A 17330-nucleotide genomic window follows, 5' to 3' on the forward strand; every position below is an offset into this window, starting at 1 on the left:
CGTGACCTTCGACGACTCTCCGACCGCGCAGATCTCCACGGATTTCCTGGATTACCAGTACTCGGTGCTGGGCATCCTGGATTACCTGAACTCGCCGGAAGTGACGGAAATCTGCATCAACCGTCCCGGCGAGCTGTACCTGGAGACGCTGCGCGGCTGGCAGCGGATGGACATTCCGTCGCTGACCTTCGACCGTGCGCGGCAGTTCTGCACGGCGGTGGTCAACGAGAGCAATACCGGTCAACGCATCACCGACGCCGATCCGGTGGTGTCGTTGACCTTTCCCACCGGGCAGCGCGCGCAGTTCGTGATTCCGCCGGCTTGCGACGCCGGCAAGGTGTCGATCACCATCCGGCTGCCGTCCAAGCACACCAAGACGCTGGAGCAGTACAAGGAAGACGGCTTCTTCCAGGAGATCCTGGAGGTGCAGTCGGGGCTCAGCGAGCAGGATCGCGAACTGCTCGAGCTGCGTCGGCAGCGCGATTACGCCGAATTCTTCAAGAAGGCGGTGCTGTTCAAGAAGAACGTCGTCGTCGCCGGCGCCACCGGCAGCGGCAAGACCACCTTCATGAAGTCGCTGGTCAATCACATCCCGCACGAAGAGCGGCTGGTGACGATCGAAGATGCGCGCGAGCTCTTCATCAGTCAGCCCAATTCCGTGCATTTGCTCTATTCGAAAGGTGGACAAAGCACGAGCAACGTCACCGCGAAGAGCTGCATGGAAGCATGCCTGCGCATGAAGCCCGACCGCATCATCCTGGCCGAGTTGCGCGGCGACGAGTCGTTCTATTTCATCCGCAACTGCGCCTCCGGTCATCCGGGTTCCATCACCAGTTGCCATGCTGGCAGCATCGGGCAGACCTGGGACCAGCTGGCGTTGATGGTCAAGGCGTCGGCCGAGGGCTCGGGCCTGGAGTTCGCCGTCATCAAGCGGTTGCTGATGATGACCATCGACATCGTTGTCCATATCAAATCGCATGCGGGCCGGCGCTATATCACCGGTATCGATTTCGATCCGGAGCGCATGCATTCGGGTGGAGGGTGAATATGTTCATTGAAGTGATAAGGCGAAACCACGCCGATTGACTTTGAATTTTTCTTCCAACACGATTGATTTGCGACATCTGCGGCGTTCCGGACGAGTTGCCGGGAAGTCGATGCATAAGGAGTAACCACGGCATGTTGCCAGGCATGGAACTACTGAGCTGTCCCGAAATGGCAGTTCCGGCTGAAGTCATGCAGCACGTTGTGCGCGTGGAGTCGTCGCACAATCCGTTCGCGATCGGTGTGGTCGGCGGACGCCTGGTGCGCCAGCCGCAGAACCTGCCCGAAGCCGTCGCCACTGCGCGGATGCTGGAAGAGAAGGGCTACAATTTTTCCCTCGGCCTGGGGCAGGTCAATCGCTACAACCTGATCAAGTACGGTCTGGATAGCTACGAAAAGGCGTTCAAGACCTGTCCGAATCTGCAGGCCGCGTCCAAGATCCTGGCCGAGTGCTACAGTCGCTCCGGTGGCAACTGGGGCAAGTCGTTCAGTTGCTACTACTCCGGCAACTTCGAGACCGGATATCGGCACGGCTACGTGCAGAAGGTCTATGCGTCGATCAACCAGGGCAGGGCGCTCGCCGTGTCCACCGCAGGCGCGATCCCGGTCATCCCGGCAGGGAACGTGCGCCGCGTGGTCACCGACTCGGCGAAGGCGGCCGCGGTGCGCGAAGTCGATTCAATCGTGTCGCGGCGTATCGACGCCGCGGCGGGTCAGCTCGCCAGCGGCCTCGCTGCGCAAAGCCAGTTGTCGGTGCGTCCCCAGGCTGCCGTTGCGGCGCCGGCGCAGCAGGCAGCCGGCGCAGTGGCGGCATCGCCTTCACAGCCGACCGCGGCAGACTCCGATCTCTATGTGATACGACCTACAGGCGCCGGCAAAGGAGTGGCGGTTCCTGCAGGTGGCGGAGCGCCCCCAGCTCCGCACGTTGCCGCACACGCGCCCCAGGCCGTGGCGGGAGCGGCCGTTCCTGGCACAAGTACGCCGCCGCCGACGTCTGGCGACGGGGCCTTCGTATTCTAGCCAGATGCAGTAGCGCGGCCATGCAAGTGGCTTTTTGATCACCCCCTGTTTTCCAGTCAAGGAGATACTCACGATGTTCAAGAACAATCAACTGAAGTCGAACGCCAAGGTCGTCGGTACGGCGGCGCTGCAGGCGGCGGTGTTCACCGTGGCGCTGCTCGCGTCCAGCTTCGCAATGGCGCAGGACTATGCCGGTGCGGACCAGAAGGTGTGCGGCTTCCTCGGCAAGACCAACAACATCCTGAACATGGCGTCGGTCGTCGTGGTGACCATCGCGGTTGTCTTCGCCGGCTACCAGATCGCGTTCGCGCACAAGCGCGTTGCGGAAGTGGCGCCCGTGCTGCTCGGCGGCGTGTTGATTGGCGCGGCCGGTCAGTTGGCCAAGATGCTGATCGGCGACACCGGTCAGAGCGAGTGCAAGGCCACTGCGGCCATTCAGATGATCCAGCACGTACTGCACTATGCATAAGAACGTACTTTTCCGGGGCTGCACCCGGCCTGCGATGTTTTTCGGGGTGCCGTACATCCCGTTCTTCATCGGCGCGGGCGGCGGCTTCCTGATGGGTATCTATTTCAACATGTGGCTGCTGGCGCTCATTCCGGTCATCGTCTTCGTCATGCAGCAGATGACCAAGCGGGACGAGATGATCTTCCGCATGCTCGGGTTGCGCTGGATGATGAGGATGCGCGTGCGCAACCTGCAGCGCTATTCCGGCATGTGGGTGTTCTCGCCGAATGAGTACAGGAAAGACGTGCCGGGCGCCAAGCGCTAGCTTGGAACCGGGCACCGGGTCTCGACCCCATGCACGACACCTCTGTCGTGCATGGGGTTGTTCGGTTTTTCGTGTCGGCGCGCGTTGCAGGTGCGAGCGCAGTCGGCGGTTCCCGGTGCATACGCGCCGGGCCTTGGCAAGACGAAACGGATTCTGAGTTATTCCCTTATGTTCATCCCGGATACTTCAATCAGCGAGTTCATCTCCATCTCCACGCATGTGGCGCCGTCCGTGCTGAAGACGACGGGAGGAGATTTCATGCTGATCTGGCACTTGGGCGGGCTTCCGTTCGTGGGCCGCGAAGAGTGGGAGATCGAACACCGGCACAACACCTTCAATCGCATGTTGCAGACGCTGCGCGCGCCGGATTTCGCCAACGTGGCGTTCTGGGTGCACGACGTGCGTCGCCGCCGCCGCATCAAGAACGCCGGCAAGTTCAAGCAGGCGTTCAACCAGGAGCTGTCGGACCAGTACTACGGCACCTTGTCCTCGCAGAAGATCATGCAGAACGAGCTGTACATGACCATGATCTATCGCCCTGTGGTCACGGGTAAGCGTCTCATGGACAAGTCGTCGAACATTGCGCAGTTGCAGTCCGAGCAGGACCAGGCGATCGCCAAGGTGCTCGAGCTTGCCGGCAACGTCGAAGCCGTGCTGAAGGACTACTCGCCCTACCGGCTGAGCATGTACGAAGCCAGCAATGGTGTGGTGTTTTCCGAGGCCCTGGAGTTCTTCGGCTATCTGATCAACCGCATCGACGAGCCGGTGCCGGTGCTGCAGGCGCCGGTACCCGCCTATTTGCCGGTCAGCAAGCACATGTTCGCCAACAAGACCGGCGACTTCGTGATCAAGACTCCGGAGGGCGTCAATCATTTCGGTGCCATTCTGAACATCAAGGAATACACCGACGCGACCTATCCCGGCATTCTCAATGGCTTGAAGTATCTCGACTTCGAGTACGTGGTGACCCACTCCTTCAGTCCGATGGGCCGGCACGACGCGCTGAAGGTGCTCGATCGCACCAAGGGCATGATGGTGTCCTCGGGCGACAAGGCTGTCAGCCAGATCCACGAACTCGACCTGGCGATGGATCAACTCTCGTCGGGCAATTTCGTCTTGGGCGAGTATCACTTCACCATCGCGGTCTACGCCGAGACGCAGGAAAAGCTCGCGCAGCAGGTGGCCACCACGCGCGCCGAGCTGTCCAACGCCGGTTTCGTCTCGACCAAGGAGGATCTTGCGGTCGCGTCCTCCTTCTATGCCCAGCTGCCAGGCAACTGGCGCTACCGCACGCGTATCGCCAGTGTCAGCTCGCTGAACTTCCTCGGCCTGTCGCCGCTGCACAACTTCGCCCAGGGCAAGCGCGAGAACAATCCGTGGGGCGAGTGCGTCACCACCTTGCAGACCACCAACGGCCAGCCGTACTACTTCAATTTCCACGCCACGCATCCGGCGGAGAACTCGCTGGGCGAGAAGGCGATCGCCAACACCATGGTGATCGGCAAGTCGGGTACCGGTAAGACCGCGTTGATCAACTTCCTGCTCAGCCAGGTGCAGAAGTTCGATCCGATCCCGACCATCTTCTTCTTCGACAAGGATCGCGGTGCCGAGATCTTCGTGCGCGCCTGCGGCGGCAATTATCTGGCGCTGGAGAACGGCAAGCCCACCGGCTTCAACCCGTTCCAGTGCGAGCGCACCGAGGCGAACGTGCAGTTCCTGGCCGACCTGATCAAGGTCCTGGCCGGCAAGATCGAGTACACCTCGCGCGAGGAGGAAGACATCTTCCGCGGCGTGGAAGGCATGCTGGATACGCCGATGCATCTGCGCAGCATGACCAACTTCCGCAAGAGCCTGCCCAACATGGGCGACGACGGCCTCTACGCGCGCATGCGCAAGTGGACCGCCGGCAACTCGCACGGCTGGGTGTTCGACAACCCGGTCGATACGATCGATCTGGAAAAGGCCAGCATCATCGGCTTCGACTACACCGACGTCATCGACAACCCGGAAGTGCGCGTTCCGGTCATCAACTACCTGCTGCATCGGCTGGAGGCCCTGATCGACGGCCGGCCGTTGATCTATGTGATGGACGAGTTCTGGAAGATTCTTGACGGCAAGGGCGGCCTGAAGGAATTCGCCAAGAACAAGCAGAAGACCATCCGTAAGCAGAATGGCCTGGGCATCTTCGCCACCCAGAGTCCGGAGGATGCGCTCGCCAGCGATATCTCCGCGGCGCTGGTCGAACAGACCGCAACCATGATCCTGCTGCCCAATCCCAACGCCAGCAAGGAAGACTACATGGACGGCCTCAAGCTCACCGACGCCGAGTACCAGGTCGTGGTCAGCCTGGACGAGCGCTCGCGCTGCTTCCTGGTCAAGCAGGGGCATGGGTCATCGGTGTGCCAGCTCAATCTGCGTGGCATGGACGATGCGCTGTCGGTCATTTCGGCGTCGACCGACAATATCGAAATCATGCACCAGGTGCTGGAGCGCAAGGCCAAGCAGCACGGTGTCGCGCCGGACGACCTGACGCCCGAACAGTGGTTGAGCGAGTTCTATGCACGGCGCAAGGGGTCCGGGAAATCGGGCCCAGCGAGGTCGGTGTCTTCGGATAATCGGGGGGCAACGGCGGTCACCTGACTGCTTCGCCCAGGTTACGCATGGGAATGTTTCTACAAGATTGTGTTGAGGTGTTTATGGACAAGATGACGAAAGTCTTTAGCCGTACTGGTGTCGTTGCTGCAATTGCGCTGCTCACGCTGTTGCCGGCCACTGCTTTTGCGCAGTGGAAAGTGATCGACAAGACGCAAATTGACGAGAACAAAAACAATACAAAGACGCTGGATGAGAAGCTGGACAAGATCCGCGGGGACAACGAGGTCGGCAAGGCCGAAAAGGAAAAGTCCAGCGGCGACGAGGTCGAGAAGCCGAAGGAGAAGCTGGTCAAGGTCGACGACAATTACGGCGTCTCCGACTGCGCGGCCAAGACCTCGGGAACGCCCGTGTCGCAGGAACAGCAGCAGACTTGCGAATTGATCCAGCGCACGCGCAATTCGCAGTTCAACTACATGGTGGCAATGTACGACATCACCGAGAAGCGATTGCAGCGCCTGCGCGACCTGGAACAGCAGCGTGCGAAGATCGACACGAACCAGATCGGCTTGCTGGAAGACAACACGAACAAGCTGATCGCGCTGCGGGCGCTGATGGACATCGATCGCCAGCAGACCGAAGCGGCGATGTTCGCCTACGAGAAGCGCTTGTCTTACCTGACCCAGGTGCAGTCCGCTGGCGCCTGGGCGGCGATGCGCGGCAAGAAGGCGCCATCGGCGACCGATACCGGCAGCAGTGGCAGCCTGTTCGACGGCTTCTCCGGATTGAGTGATTTTGCGAGCAAGATCGCTGCAGGCGCCGCCATGGGCGTCGCCCTTGAGGCGGTCAAGTCGTCCAGTCCCAAGAATCTCGAGCGTCTGAGCATCGCGAAGTAAGACCCACGTGTCGCTGCTTCCGCCTGATCGGAGCGGCGACACCTGCTAAAGCTCAGTGATGAGCGTGCGCGTTATGGAGCAGTCATGGATTTTTTGCAGAACTACGCCAACTACCAGTTCTTCATCCTCATCAACAATTTCTTGCGGGATGAGATCGACTATTTTCAGTGGGCCTTGTTGATCCGCATGTCGTGGTGGGTGACGGTGACGGCGATGAGCGCGCTGACGCTGTGGATCCTCCTCAAGGGTTACCGCGTGGCCACCGGACAATCGCGTGAATCGGCGATGGAGCTGGTGGTGAGTTCGCTGCGCTCGGCGCTCATCATCGGTGTGGCCATGAGCATGGTGTCCGCTGCCAGGCCTGGGGCCACCACGGGCGATCAGCAGATGAACGGTCTGTATTGGCGGCTCACGGACGGACTCAGCAGCGCCATCGTGGAGACCGTGACCGGCGACTCGGAGAGCGCCTATCAGGCGATCGATAAGAACCTGGCGTTGATGCAGATCGCGATGACGAGCATCGATCAGATCGATACAGCGAGCAATCCTCAGCTGGAAGACGAAAAAAGTCGCGCGCGTTGGTTCACCGGCTTGGGCATGGCAGGCCCTGGCGTGGTGGGTGGATCGCTGTTGCTGCTGAACAAGCTGGCGATGGCGCTGTTCGTCGGCTTTGGGCCGTTGTTCATTCTGTGTCTGCTATTTGATGCCACCAAGTCCTTGTTTCAGAAGTGGCTGATGTATGGAATCGGGACGGTCTTCTCGCTGGCCGTGTTGAGCTTCACGGTCGGCCTGGCGACGAAGGTGGTGGCGGCGGTTGCAGCTGGGTTCCTGGCCAAGTGGGCGCTTCCCGGCGGCTCGACCGAAGGTGTCAGCAGCATGGCATTGCAGCAAGGAGGAATCGGCTTGGTCTTGAGTACGCTGATCATTACGGCCCCCCCGATGGCAGCCTCGTTCTTCCAGGGCACATTGGGCCAGTTCTCGCCTTACTCTGGATTTGGTGCGGTTGGCAAGGATCCGGCGTCTGGTAGGCCGTATACCCCGCAGGCGCCTGGGACGACTAATAGCCATTCAACGAATTCGGGTGGCGAGGTCGGCAATAACTACGCTAACGTAAATAGGGGTGTTGACACCTCTGGTCAGGTCGCTCAAGCAGGAAGCCGGGGTGCTTACGGCAACAATGTTTAAGAGGATTATGATGAATAGCCTTGGTTCATTTTTGTTTCTGCTTGCCATTTCTTTTTTTTCGACGGATGTAATGGCGCAAACTCGATGCCCGACAGGCGTTCAGGCCGGCGGCGCCCAGTGTTTGCCTGATGATGAAGACTCTGGCCCGGCGCGTCCTACTGGGGAATGGATAAAGACCTGGGGAGCTCTAGTTAGCTCTAATCAGGGGCATGGAGCCTGGACTTCTACAGGTAAGACAACTGAAGATGCTGCAAGGCAGGATGCTTTGGGAAAATGCCGTTCAACTGGCGCCAGCGACTGCGTCGTTGATATGGCCTACTTTAATCAATGCGTGGCTGTCGCGGGATCAAATGGCAGCGGAGCTGGCAGCATCGATACTGGTAAGAATGAAAGTGTTGCAAGTCAAAGAGCTCTAGATTCTTGTCAGAAAAAATCAGGATTTAAGTGTTCTGTGATGTATACGGACTGCACGAAGCCTATTTTTGTTAAATATTGATTTAATTCCACCCGGGGTTGGCGTATGTTTTTCAGTGTAGCCTGTTTGTTTTTAGGCTGATTTAAAGCGGGTTTTGCACCGCTATAGATTTCACTGGAAGAGAAGTTAGTTCTCCAGTGGCTGATTGCATATGCATCAATGCCTGAACCCTCTCCATTGGTGCTATTCTTACGCCTCGTTTAGCGTGCCCGTTGCACGCTGATCATCACGGCCCCGCCGATGGCAGCCTCGTTCTTCCAGGGCACGCTGGGCCAGTTCTCGCCGTACTCGGGACTTGGTGCGGTCGGCAAAGATCCGGCGTCTGGCCAGCCTTATGCGCCGCAGTCGCCTGGTCGTGATTCTCCCTATCGAGGCGGTGACTTCAACGCGCCCAGTTCTGTTACGCAAAATCATGCGTTGAGGCAGCCTAGCTTCTCCTCTGATGCGAGTGGCCAGACGGGGACTGGCAGATATAGACCTCAGGACATCGGTTAATCAAGTTTGGAGGTTGCTGTGAAAGCCATCCTATTTCTATCTTGCTTGTTACTCAGCCCGATGGCATTTGCGCAAACGGCTTGTCCATCCGGCGTGGCGCCTGGTAGCGCTCAGTGTGGCCCAAGTTCTGGGGGGCTGACGCTCCTGCGCGTCCAACCGGAGAGTGGATTAAAACGTGGGGGGCGATCGCGACTGCGTCCAGCGGAGACATCGGAAGCAGTACCGGTAGACTTTCCGAAGAGGATGCTGAGGCTGGCGCGCTGAAAAGATGTGCTGATCTCGGCAATTCGGATTGCAAGGTTGCCTTCACTTATAAGAACCAATGCGTAGCCGTCGTCCAAGGCCCCGACGGCTCCGGGGTGGGGAAGATAGTAAGTGGTATCAGTGTTGAAGCAGCTACGAAAGAAGCATTACGTCGGTGTAAGGAGGCTTCCGGCTCTGAATGTGTCGTTAGAGGCACGGATTGCTCAGATGCGAAATTTAAAAAATATTGATATGCAGTAAGCTTCCATTGTTTTTGGTTTTCTTGAATTCTAAATTTTTGCTTGTGTGCGGAATTTAAGGCGCTAGCAGCTCACTAGGGACGCCGGCACATATGCATTCTCATGTGCGCTTGGCGTGAATACGTATGCATCCACGTCTGAACATGAAGCATCAACGCTACTCTAGCGCAGCGTTTCGCGTGCCCGTCGCACGCGCGATCTCTGCCCGAAGGGGGGCGTTGCATGTCTCAGGCTCCATGGTGGCGCGGTGCCGTCATCTATCAGATCTACCCGCGTAGCTTCCTCGACGCCAACGGCGACGGTATCGGCGACCTGCCGGGTATCGTGCGCAAGCTGGATTACATCGCGGCATTGGGCGTGGATGCGATCTGGATCTCGCCGTTCTTCAAATCGCCGATGGCCGATTTCGGCTACGACATCGCCGATTACCGCGAGGTCGATCCGCTGTTCGGCACGATGGCCGACTTCGATGCACTGCTGGCCAAGGCACATGCGCTGGGCCTGAAGGTGATGATCGACCAGGTGCTCAGCCATACCTCGGTGGAGCACGACTGGTTCAAGGAGAGCCGGCAGAGCCGCGACAACCCAAAGGCCGATTGGTACGTGTGGGCCGATGCGCGCGAGGATGGGACGCCGCCGAACAACTGGCTGTCGATCTTCGGTGGTGTGGCGTGGCAGTGGGAGCCGCGCCGCGGTCAGTACTATCTGCACAACTTCCTGGCTTCGCAGCCGGATCTGAACTTCCACAATCCGCAGGTGCAGCAGGCGACGCTGGACAACGTGGAGTTCTGGCTGGCGCGCGGCGTGGACGGCTTCCGGCTGGATGCGATCAATTTCTGCTTCCACGATCCGCAGCTGCGCGACAATCCGCCCAAGCCGCCGGAAAAGCGGGTCGGCCGCGGCTTCAGCCCGGACAATCCCTACGCCTTCCAATACCACTACTACAACAACACGCAGGCGGAGAATCTCCCGTTCCTGCAGAAGCTGCGCAGTCTGCTCGACCGCTATCCGGGGACAGTGAGTCTGGGCGAGATCTCGTCGGAAGATTCGCTGGCGACCACGGCCGAGTACACCCGGGCCGGTCACCTGCACATGGGCTACAGCTTCGAATTGCTGACCGACGATTTCAGCGCCGCTTACATCCGCGAGACGGTGTCGCGCCTGGAAGCGGCAATGACCGAAGGCTGGCCTTGCTGGGCGATTTCCAATCACGACGTGCAACGCGCGGTGACGCGTTGGGGGCAGGGCACCGAGACTCCGGCCTTCGCGCGCCTGCTGATCGCGATGCTGTGCTCGCTGCGTGGCTCGGTCTGCGTCTACCAGGGCGAAGAGTTGGGCCTGGGCGAGGCGGAGGTGCCGTTCGAGGCGTTGCAGGATCCCTATGGCATCGCGTTCTGGCCGAACTTCAAGGGCCGCGATGGATGCCGGACGCCGCTGCCATGGGACGCCGGCGAACAGGCCGGCTTCAGCACCGGGACGCCCTGGTTGCCGATCGCGCCAGCGCATCGCGCACAGTCGGTTGCGGCCCAGGAGGCCGATCCACAGTCGGTCCTGCGTGCGATCCGCGAGTTCCTGGCCTGGCGCAAGCACCATTCGGCGCTGCGCGAGGGCGACATCGTGTTTCACGAGACGACTGAGCCCGTGCTGATGTTCGAGCGTCGCCACGCCGCGCAAACCCTGCTGCTGGCGTTCAATCTGTCTGCAGAAGCCGTCGACGTGGCGGTGCCGCAGGGCGCCTGGGAGGTGCTGGAAGTACCGGGCGTGGCGCCTGGCGCGGTCGGCGAGCGTCTGCGTTTGCCCGGCTATGCGATGGTGTGTCTGCAGGGCGCGTGAGCGCGGGTCGGTAGTTGCTGGCTAGGGAGGTGCCGCATCGCCGGTGATCGGCTGCGGCACTGCAAACGATGTTTATCTGCGAAGAGACAGTCCGGTGTGTGCATCGCGTCGCGGATAGGGCCTTATGCGTGCCGAGGCAGCGTTGGCGCTCGATTGAACGACACTGGTCGATTCGGAATTCCAGTGTCTGTAGGCATGTTGCGGTGATCGCGCCGTTTTCGCAGCCGGTGCGTGCGGTCGTCAGCGCTCGCGTCGTCGCCGACAATGGCGCGGTCCTGGCACCAAGGTCAGCGCAGAGGCTTGCCTCGTTGCTCCACACGACAGACGGCCGCCTCCCCCCGCGCTGTCGATCCCGCCGGCTACTCGGCTACGAATCCGCCGTCATCGCTGCGATGGTGGAATCGCGGCAAGGTCAGCACGTCTGCGTGCCCACCTTTGTGACCTGAAACGCCGCTTTTGCCAGCGAGGCCCCGGTCTCGGTCTCGCAGCGTCTCTGCTGAGACCCGTCGTTGACGATGGATTGCTGACCTCGATCAGTTGCTGCAGCATCGAGTCGGCGAGGATGCATCGCCTGTGGTGCGGTCAGGCGGTCGCTCGGAATTCAGCATTGAATGTCCATGCATGACGCTTGCTCGCATGCTGGAGGATTGGCCTATGCTTTCCCGAGATACAGCTTTTCCACGCGACGCGAGCCATTTCGTGCTCTCGCGCCTTTCTGTTGGGAACCTCGTTGACGAGGCGAGATTTCTATCAGTTACCGCACGATTGCCTAGTATGGGTCTTCTCGCAGGCGCGAAGGTCGGTTTCCCTCCGCGAACCGCTCGGCTTGATCACGATCGACAAAAACGCCGCCGCCCCGCGCGATCCTGATCTCATCGTGTTGCCTCCCGGCACTCCGCAGCATTCGACACAAACACAAGCGGCAATCGCCCAACGAAAACGCCCGCCGGGTGCGCCGGCGGGCGTCGTCTGCAGCCTTTACGCGGGACTCAGAACTTGTAGTTCACGCCCAGCATGTAGGTGCGTCCCCATTCGACGTATTCCAGCGGGCGATCCTTGGTGCCGGCATACGTGCGGTAGGGCGAGTTGGTCAGGTTGCTGGCCTGCAACAGCAGGCTTAGCCCGGCCAGGGTGCTGCCGTCGGCGAAGGTATAGCTGACCTGCGCGTCGGTGACGTTTTCGCCGACCACGTAGCGCAGCGTGCGATTGCCGTTGAAGTTGCCGATCTCGCCGATGAAATCCGAGCGGCGCCGCTGGCTGACACGCGCCTCGAAGCCGTTGTGCTCGTAATACGCGGTGAGGTTGTACACGCGCTTGGACAGGCCCGGCAGGTCGATCGGCGCCGAGCCGACGCTGGAGGCGCTCTCGGGATCGACGATCTTGATATCGCTGTCGTTGAAGGTGGCGCTGGCTTGCACGCCGAAGCCGCGCAGGCTGTCGCTGAGCATGTCCAGCGGCAGCGAGGCGGTCAGCTCCAGGCCGCGCAGGGTGCCGCCCTTGCCGTTCTGCGGCGAGGAGAAGGTGCCGGTGGTCTGCACCGGTACGGTCATCCCCGGCGGGGGCACATAGCTGGCGAGCAGGGCGGAAAAGTCGTAATCGTCGCGCGACTGCGTGTAGATGTAGCTCTTCAGGTCCTTGTAGAACACCGCGGCGGCCACATAGGCCTTCTCGCCGAAGTACTTCTCGTACGACAGGTCCAGCGCGTTGGCACGCCACGGATCGAGTAGGGGATTGCCGCCGCTGCCGCCGGGCTTGCCGGTGGAGGTATCCACGCCGAAGTCCAGGCCGGCGCGCATCTGGTCCACGCGCGGCCGCGCCACCTGCTTGGCCGCGGCGAAGCGCAGGGTCTGCTGGTGCGGGAACAGGAAGGCCAGGTTGAGGCTCGGCAGCCAGTCGTTGTAGGTCTTGCCGGCATCGATCGGCAGCACGTTCTGGCCGGCGGGACGCGATTGGTCGAAGTAGCTGGACTGCGAGCTCTGGTCGGCGTGCTGCAACTGTACGCCGATGTTGCCGCGCACGCCGACCTCGCCGATGTCGGTGTTGATGTTGGCGCGCAGCCAGGCCGTGGTGATCTTCTCCTGCACGGTCCAGGACTTCGGGATCAGATAGTCCAGGTTGGTGACCGGGTTGAAGCTCATGTAGCGCGAGACCGCCGCCGGGACGTTCCAGGCCGGGATGGTGCCGATGCCGGCGAAGCCAAGGTTGACCGGGTCGTACTGCAGGTCGCTGGCGATGTTGGTGTCGCCCTGCGCGCCGAGCAGGATGTTGCCTTCGGCCTGGGTCTTCTGCTTGCGCCGGTCGGCGTAGTTGACGCCCACGTCGATGTCGGAGAACCAGGTCAGCGCCTGCGGTGCCGGTAGCGTCGCCGCCAGGCGGCCGCCCTTCAGGCGGTCTTCGACCTCCGGGACCTTGCCGTAGCCGGAGCCGTAGATGGTGTTGGTCAGGAACAGGTTGTTCGGGTCGGAGTAGTCGCGGCCGGGCGTGATCTGCGAGAAGCCATTGGGCTTGACCACGAGGCCGACGGTGTCCAACTGCGGCATCGGCACCAGCTGCAGGTTGTTTTCCAGATTCAGCTCTTTACGCGTCGCCTTGGAGTAGTTGAGGTCGGCCATCAGGCGCACGCTGCCGAGGTTGAACTCGTTGTTCCAGCCGAACGCGTCGATCTTGTCCTTGCGCTTGTTGTACATCCCGCGGACCAGCGGATACACGCCGCTGGCGGTGCCGCCGGTGAAGCTGCCGCTGGCGTCGACCTGCGGATTGCTGATCAGCAGGCCGGGCGTGTAGCCGCCATTGAAGTTGCTGAGATTGACCTCGAACTGATTGGCGGTGTCGATCTGCTCGGCTTCGGTATGGAACGCATCGAAGGTGCTGGTCCAACTGCTGGACGGACGGAACTGCACGGTCGCCATCACGCCATCGCGCTTGTTGTTGCCGGTGCGGCGCAGCGCCTTGATGCCGTCGGAGAAATAGGTGCCCGGGGCCACGCCGGGACGGCTGCCGCTGTCGGTGTTCTGCGTCGTCCACGGCTCATACAGGCCGACCTGGTTCTCCTGGATCGGCATGTCGCTGTGGGCATAGCCGATCGACACGCCCAGGGTGTTGTCCAGGAACTGGTCGATGTAGCTGGCGCTGAAGCGATTGCCGAAGGCGTCGACGTCGGCGGCCTTGCCGAGCGAGCTCTTCTGCAGGCGGCCGCTGATCGCGATCACCCGGTCCGGGAAGCTCAGCGGGCGCACGGTCTGCATGTCGATGGTGCCGGACAGGCCCTGGCCGACCAGGCCGGCATCGGGCGTCTTGTACACGGTCACGCCATTGACCAGTTCCGAGGGGTACTGGTCGAACTCGACGCTGCGGTTGTCGCCGGTGCTGACCACTTCGCGGCCGTTGAGCAGGGTGGTGGCGAAGTCGGGCGACAGGCCACGCACGCTGATCACCTGGGCACGGCCGGCGACGCGCTGTGCGGCCAGGCCGGGCAGGCGGCCGAGCGACTCGGCGATGCTCACGTCCGGCAGCTTGCCGATGTCCTCGGCCGAGATCGCCTCGACGATGGACGTCGAGTCCTGCTTGATCGCGATGGCGTTCTCGATGCCGCGGCGGATGCCGGTCACCTGGACCTTGTCCAGTTCGGTCACCGGATTGTTGGGCGTGGCGGCGGTGGTATCGGACTGTGCGGCGGCCAGCATCGGCGTCATCGCGACGGCCAGCGCCAGCGTCAGCGCGTTGCGCTTGTGGTTCAACATTTTCCCCTCCCAGGCAATGTTGTCTTGCGAATGTCTGAACCGGCGAGGCGGCCGGATATGCGTGTCGCGCAGCCGCAGGGCGGTGTCGCGATTGCGCTGTATGGTAGACACGCGGCTTCGTCGCGAACGTCCGCTGCATACGTATTCACTGGCCTGCATCGCATTGGAAGCGCTTTCAGGATCGCGATGTCGTGCGCTTGGCGCTAAGCCGGTGCCGTTGGGTACGTGCATTGCGCTCTGCAGCCGATGTCGACTGTCGTGGATGCTCGGGTGCCGTGAGCAGGGGATGTAGCGGTTGCGTGAACGCGTGGACCTATCCGGCCATGGCGCTGATAGCGCGGCAGATCCAGGCCAACGGCGCGTGCAACGGCGCTGTCCTTTCGTGCGCACTGGCGCGACGCCTGGCGCACGAGGAAGTGGCCAGGCAAGAGGGCCAAGCAAAGAGCGCAGTCGCCGCCGGTGTACCGCTGGCGGCACTGCATCCGCCAAGATGCCCGGTTAGCGCGGCGCACCCGAGCCGGCAGATGCAGGCGCCGGATCCAGCGGGACGAAACGGATCGCCTGGCCGCCGCCAGGCGCCAGCTTCAGCTGCAACTGGTCGCGGCTGGTGACCTGGCGCTGTTCGCGGGCGAAGTCGAACGGATTGTGCTGGTAGTCGGCGGCGTCGCCGTCGCGGTAGATCTCGGCGCGGTAGCGCACGCCAGGTTCGAGAAAGCCCAGCGCGATCGGCAGCACGCGGCCGTGCTCGTCGGTGATGCTGCCGAGGAACCAGTCGCGGCTGTGGCGGTCCTTGCGCACGATGGTCACGTAATCGCCGATCTCGCCGTCGAGCACGCGACTGTCGTCCCAGTCCACTGCCACGTCCTCGATGAAGCGGAAGGCGTCGCGGTGCTGCAGGTAGTGTTCGGGCAGGTCGGCCGCCATCTGGATCGGGCTGTACAGGGTCACATACAGTGCCAGCTGCCGTGCCAGCGTGCTCGGAATCGCGCGTCCGCCGCGGCCCTTCAGGCTGAGGATGCCGGGCGTGTAGTCCATCGGCCCGGCCAGCATCCGCGTGAACACCAGATTGACCTCGTGCTCCGGTGGATTCGGCGGCTCGCCCCAGGCGTTGTACTCCATGCCACGTGCGCCTTCGCGCGAGAGCCAGTTCGGGTAGGTGCGGCGCAGGCCGGTGTCCTTGATCGGCTCGTGGGCATTGACCGACAGATGGCGCTTGGCCGCCTCCTGCACCACCTTGAGATGGTGGCGGGCCATGAACTGGCCATCGTGCCATTCGCGCCACAGCGGGCCGCCGGCCGGATTGCGCCGGTCCACCTGGCCGTCGTCGCAGACGTAGCCGGTCTTGAAGGTGTCCACGCCCAGCCGCGCATACAGGTCCAGCGCCGCATCGAGCTGGTCCTCGTAGTGCTCCACCGCGCAACCGGTCTCGTGGTGGCCGATCAGGTGCACGCCCTTCTTCGCCGCGTAGGCGCTGAGCGCGGCGATGTCGAAGTCCGCGGTGGCGTGGGTGAAGTCGAAGTCGTACCCATTGCCGACCCAGTTGCCGTCCCAGCCGGGGTTCCAGCCTTCGACCAGCACGCCACGGAAGCCGTGCGCCGCGGCGAAGTCGATGTAGCGGCGGGTATTGGCGGTGGTGGCGGCATGCTTGGGGCCGCGCGCCCAGGTTTCCTGGTTCAAGTGCATCGACCACCACACGCCGATGTACTTGGCCGGGTGCACCCAGCTCACGTCGCCCAGTGCGTTGGGTTCGTTGAGGTTGAGGATCAGGTTGGAATCGACCAGGCCGCCGGCGGTGTCGCTGATCTGCAGCGTGCGCCACGGCGTGTCGAAGGGCAGGCGACGGCGGACCTTCCAGCCCTCCGCCGACGGCGAGAGTTGCGCATGCAGGCGCTGGCCTTCGCCGCGGCGCAGCCACATGCCGGCGTAGTCGACCAGGGCCGCCTCGTGGATGGCCAGGTGCAGGCCGTCCTGGCTGCGCAGAGTGAACGGCGTGTGCGCCAGCGGCACTTCGCGCAGCGGCGTGCGCCGGTACAGGTATTCGTAGTGAATGGGAGCGCCGGCGGGAATCCACCAGGCCGTCGCGTCGGGGACGATGTCGAACTCGGTGAGCTCCTCGTCGATCACCGCCTCCTGCATCCCCGCCTGCTGCGGAAAGCTGTAGCGGAAGCCGAGCCCGTCGTCGTAGACGCGGAACACCACCGCGAAGCGGCGCTGGCGGCCGCCGCGCTCGCCCAGGTCCACGCGCAGCTCGTTGTAGTGATTGCGTACGTAGCGGCGCTCGCCCCAGGGCTGTTCCCAGGTTTCGTCGACGCTGCGGCTGCGCTGGTCCAGCAACGCCAGGTCGCGATCCAGGCTGCCATCGCGCAACTGGAAGCCGAGCCGCGATTCGCCGATCACCGGCTCGCCCAGGCGCTGCACGCGATAGCTGGGGCGGCCGTCGTCCAGTTGCACGGACACGCGCAGGATCTTGTCCGGCGAATCGATGCTGGCCACGGTCTGCGGTGCGGCCTGCAGTCCAGGGGCGATGCACAGCAGCAGCGTTGCCAGCCACGATGGCAGGCGCTGCGTCGGGCGCAGGCGCAATGAGGCGTGAAGCGGCAGCGGCATATCCCCTCCCAAGGCGACCGTGGCACCGCAACGACTATAGCGAGGCGGTTCCTTGCAGCCGGAGGCCGTGGCGATGAATACGTATGCAACTACACGCGCCGCGGTGCTGCCCGTCTACCATGTCCGCAGCGCCCCGCGATGCGGAGGCGGCGACCGCAGCGCCGGCA

General features: G+C 62.3%; 12 protein-coding genes and 1 pseudogene. 11 read left to right on the forward strand and 2 right to left on the reverse strand.

All coding sequences use genetic code 11. The features are described from left to right. The first annotated feature begins 1 nt into the window (after position 1). The 11 genes and pseudogenes from virB11 to GGR64_RS13660 all read left to right on the forward strand — a co-directional run bounded on the left by virB11 (position 2) and on the right by GGR64_RS13660 (position 10816). Complete coding sequence (gene virB11 / locus GGR64_RS13615; RefSeq protein ID WP_184646493.1) at positions 2 to 1045, forward strand: P-type DNA transfer ATPase VirB11; 1044 nt, start codon at positions 2 to 4, stop codon at positions 1043 to 1045. Between the two features lie 146 nt (positions 1046 to 1191). Continuing rightward, entirely contained in the window at positions 1192 to 2064 is an 873-nt protein-coding gene (locus tag GGR64_RS13620) for a lytic transglycosylase domain-containing protein (protein WP_184646494.1), read from the forward strand. Between the two features lie 73 nt (positions 2065 to 2137). After that, the gene (locus GGR64_RS13625; RefSeq protein ID WP_184447564.1) at positions 2138 to 2533 is read left to right on the forward strand and encodes a TrbC/VirB2 family protein; all 396 of its coding nucleotides are present in this window, start codon (positions 2138 to 2140) and stop codon (positions 2531 to 2533) included. Next, positions 2526 to 2837 (forward strand): VirB3 family type IV secretion system protein, encoded by a 312-nt coding sequence (locus tag GGR64_RS13630; protein ID WP_184447565.1) that lies wholly within the window; start codon positions 2526 to 2528, stop codon positions 2835 to 2837. The genes GGR64_RS13625 and GGR64_RS13630 overlap by 8 nt, the downstream gene beginning before the upstream one ends. Before the next feature lie 168 nt (positions 2838 to 3005). Then, positions 3006 to 5477, forward strand: a complete 2472-nt coding sequence (locus GGR64_RS13635) for a VirB4 family type IV secretion/conjugal transfer ATPase (RefSeq protein ID WP_184646495.1) — start codon at positions 3006 to 3008, stop codon at positions 5475 to 5477. A 56-nt stretch (positions 5478 to 5533) separates the two neighbouring features. Beyond that, entirely contained in the window at positions 5534 to 6325 is a 792-nt protein-coding gene (locus GGR64_RS13640) for a hypothetical protein (protein WP_184646497.1), read from the forward strand. Positions 6326 to 6409: 84 nt separating this feature from the next. Further along, a complete protein-coding gene (locus GGR64_RS13645) occupies positions 6410 to 7510 on the forward strand; it encodes a type IV secretion system protein (RefSeq protein ID WP_260303021.1) in 1101 nt (366 codons plus the stop codon). A gap of 7 nt (positions 7511 to 7517) precedes the next feature. Next, on the forward strand, positions 7518 to 8006 hold the full coding sequence (locus tag GGR64_RS13650) for a DUF4189 domain-containing protein (protein ID WP_260303022.1): 489 nt from the start codon (positions 7518 to 7520) through the stop codon (positions 8004 to 8006). Between the two features lie 195 nt (positions 8007 to 8201). Further along, positions 8202 to 8480 (forward strand): annotated as a pseudogene (locus GGR64_RS20905) (hypothetical protein); the annotation flags it as partial. Positions 8481 to 8593: 113 nt separating this feature from the next. Continuing rightward, positions 8594 to 8974 (forward strand): DUF4189 domain-containing protein, encoded by a 381-nt coding sequence (locus GGR64_RS20910; protein ID WP_326520336.1) that lies wholly within the window; start codon positions 8594 to 8596, stop codon positions 8972 to 8974. 231 nt (positions 8975 to 9205) lie between these two features. Next, positions 9206 to 10816, forward strand: coding sequence for an alpha-glucosidase (locus tag GGR64_RS13660; protein ID WP_184646502.1), 1611 nt, complete (start codon positions 9206 to 9208; stop codon positions 10814 to 10816). Positions 10817 to 11805: 989 nt separating this feature from the next. On the opposite strand, the gene GGR64_RS13665 is transcribed toward GGR64_RS13660, so the two are convergent. After that, positions 11806 to 14556 carry a TonB-dependent receptor gene (locus GGR64_RS13665; protein WP_184447570.1) on the reverse strand — a complete coding sequence of 917 codons (2751 nt, stop codon included), beginning with the start codon at positions 14554 to 14556 and terminating at the stop codon, positions 11806 to 11808. 498 nt (positions 14557 to 15054) lie between these two features. Next, positions 15055 to 17163 carry a glycoside hydrolase family 97 protein gene (locus GGR64_RS13670; RefSeq protein WP_184646504.1) on the reverse strand — a complete coding sequence of 703 codons (2109 nt, stop codon included), beginning with the start codon at positions 17161 to 17163 and terminating at the stop codon, positions 15055 to 15057. Positions 17164 to 17330: the final 167 nt, after the last annotated feature.

Source organism: Xanthomonas sp. 3307, from assembly GCF_014199735.1.
GTDB classification, from domain to species: Bacteria; Pseudomonadota; Gammaproteobacteria; order Xanthomonadales; family Xanthomonadaceae; genus Xanthomonas_A; species Xanthomonas_A rydalmerensis.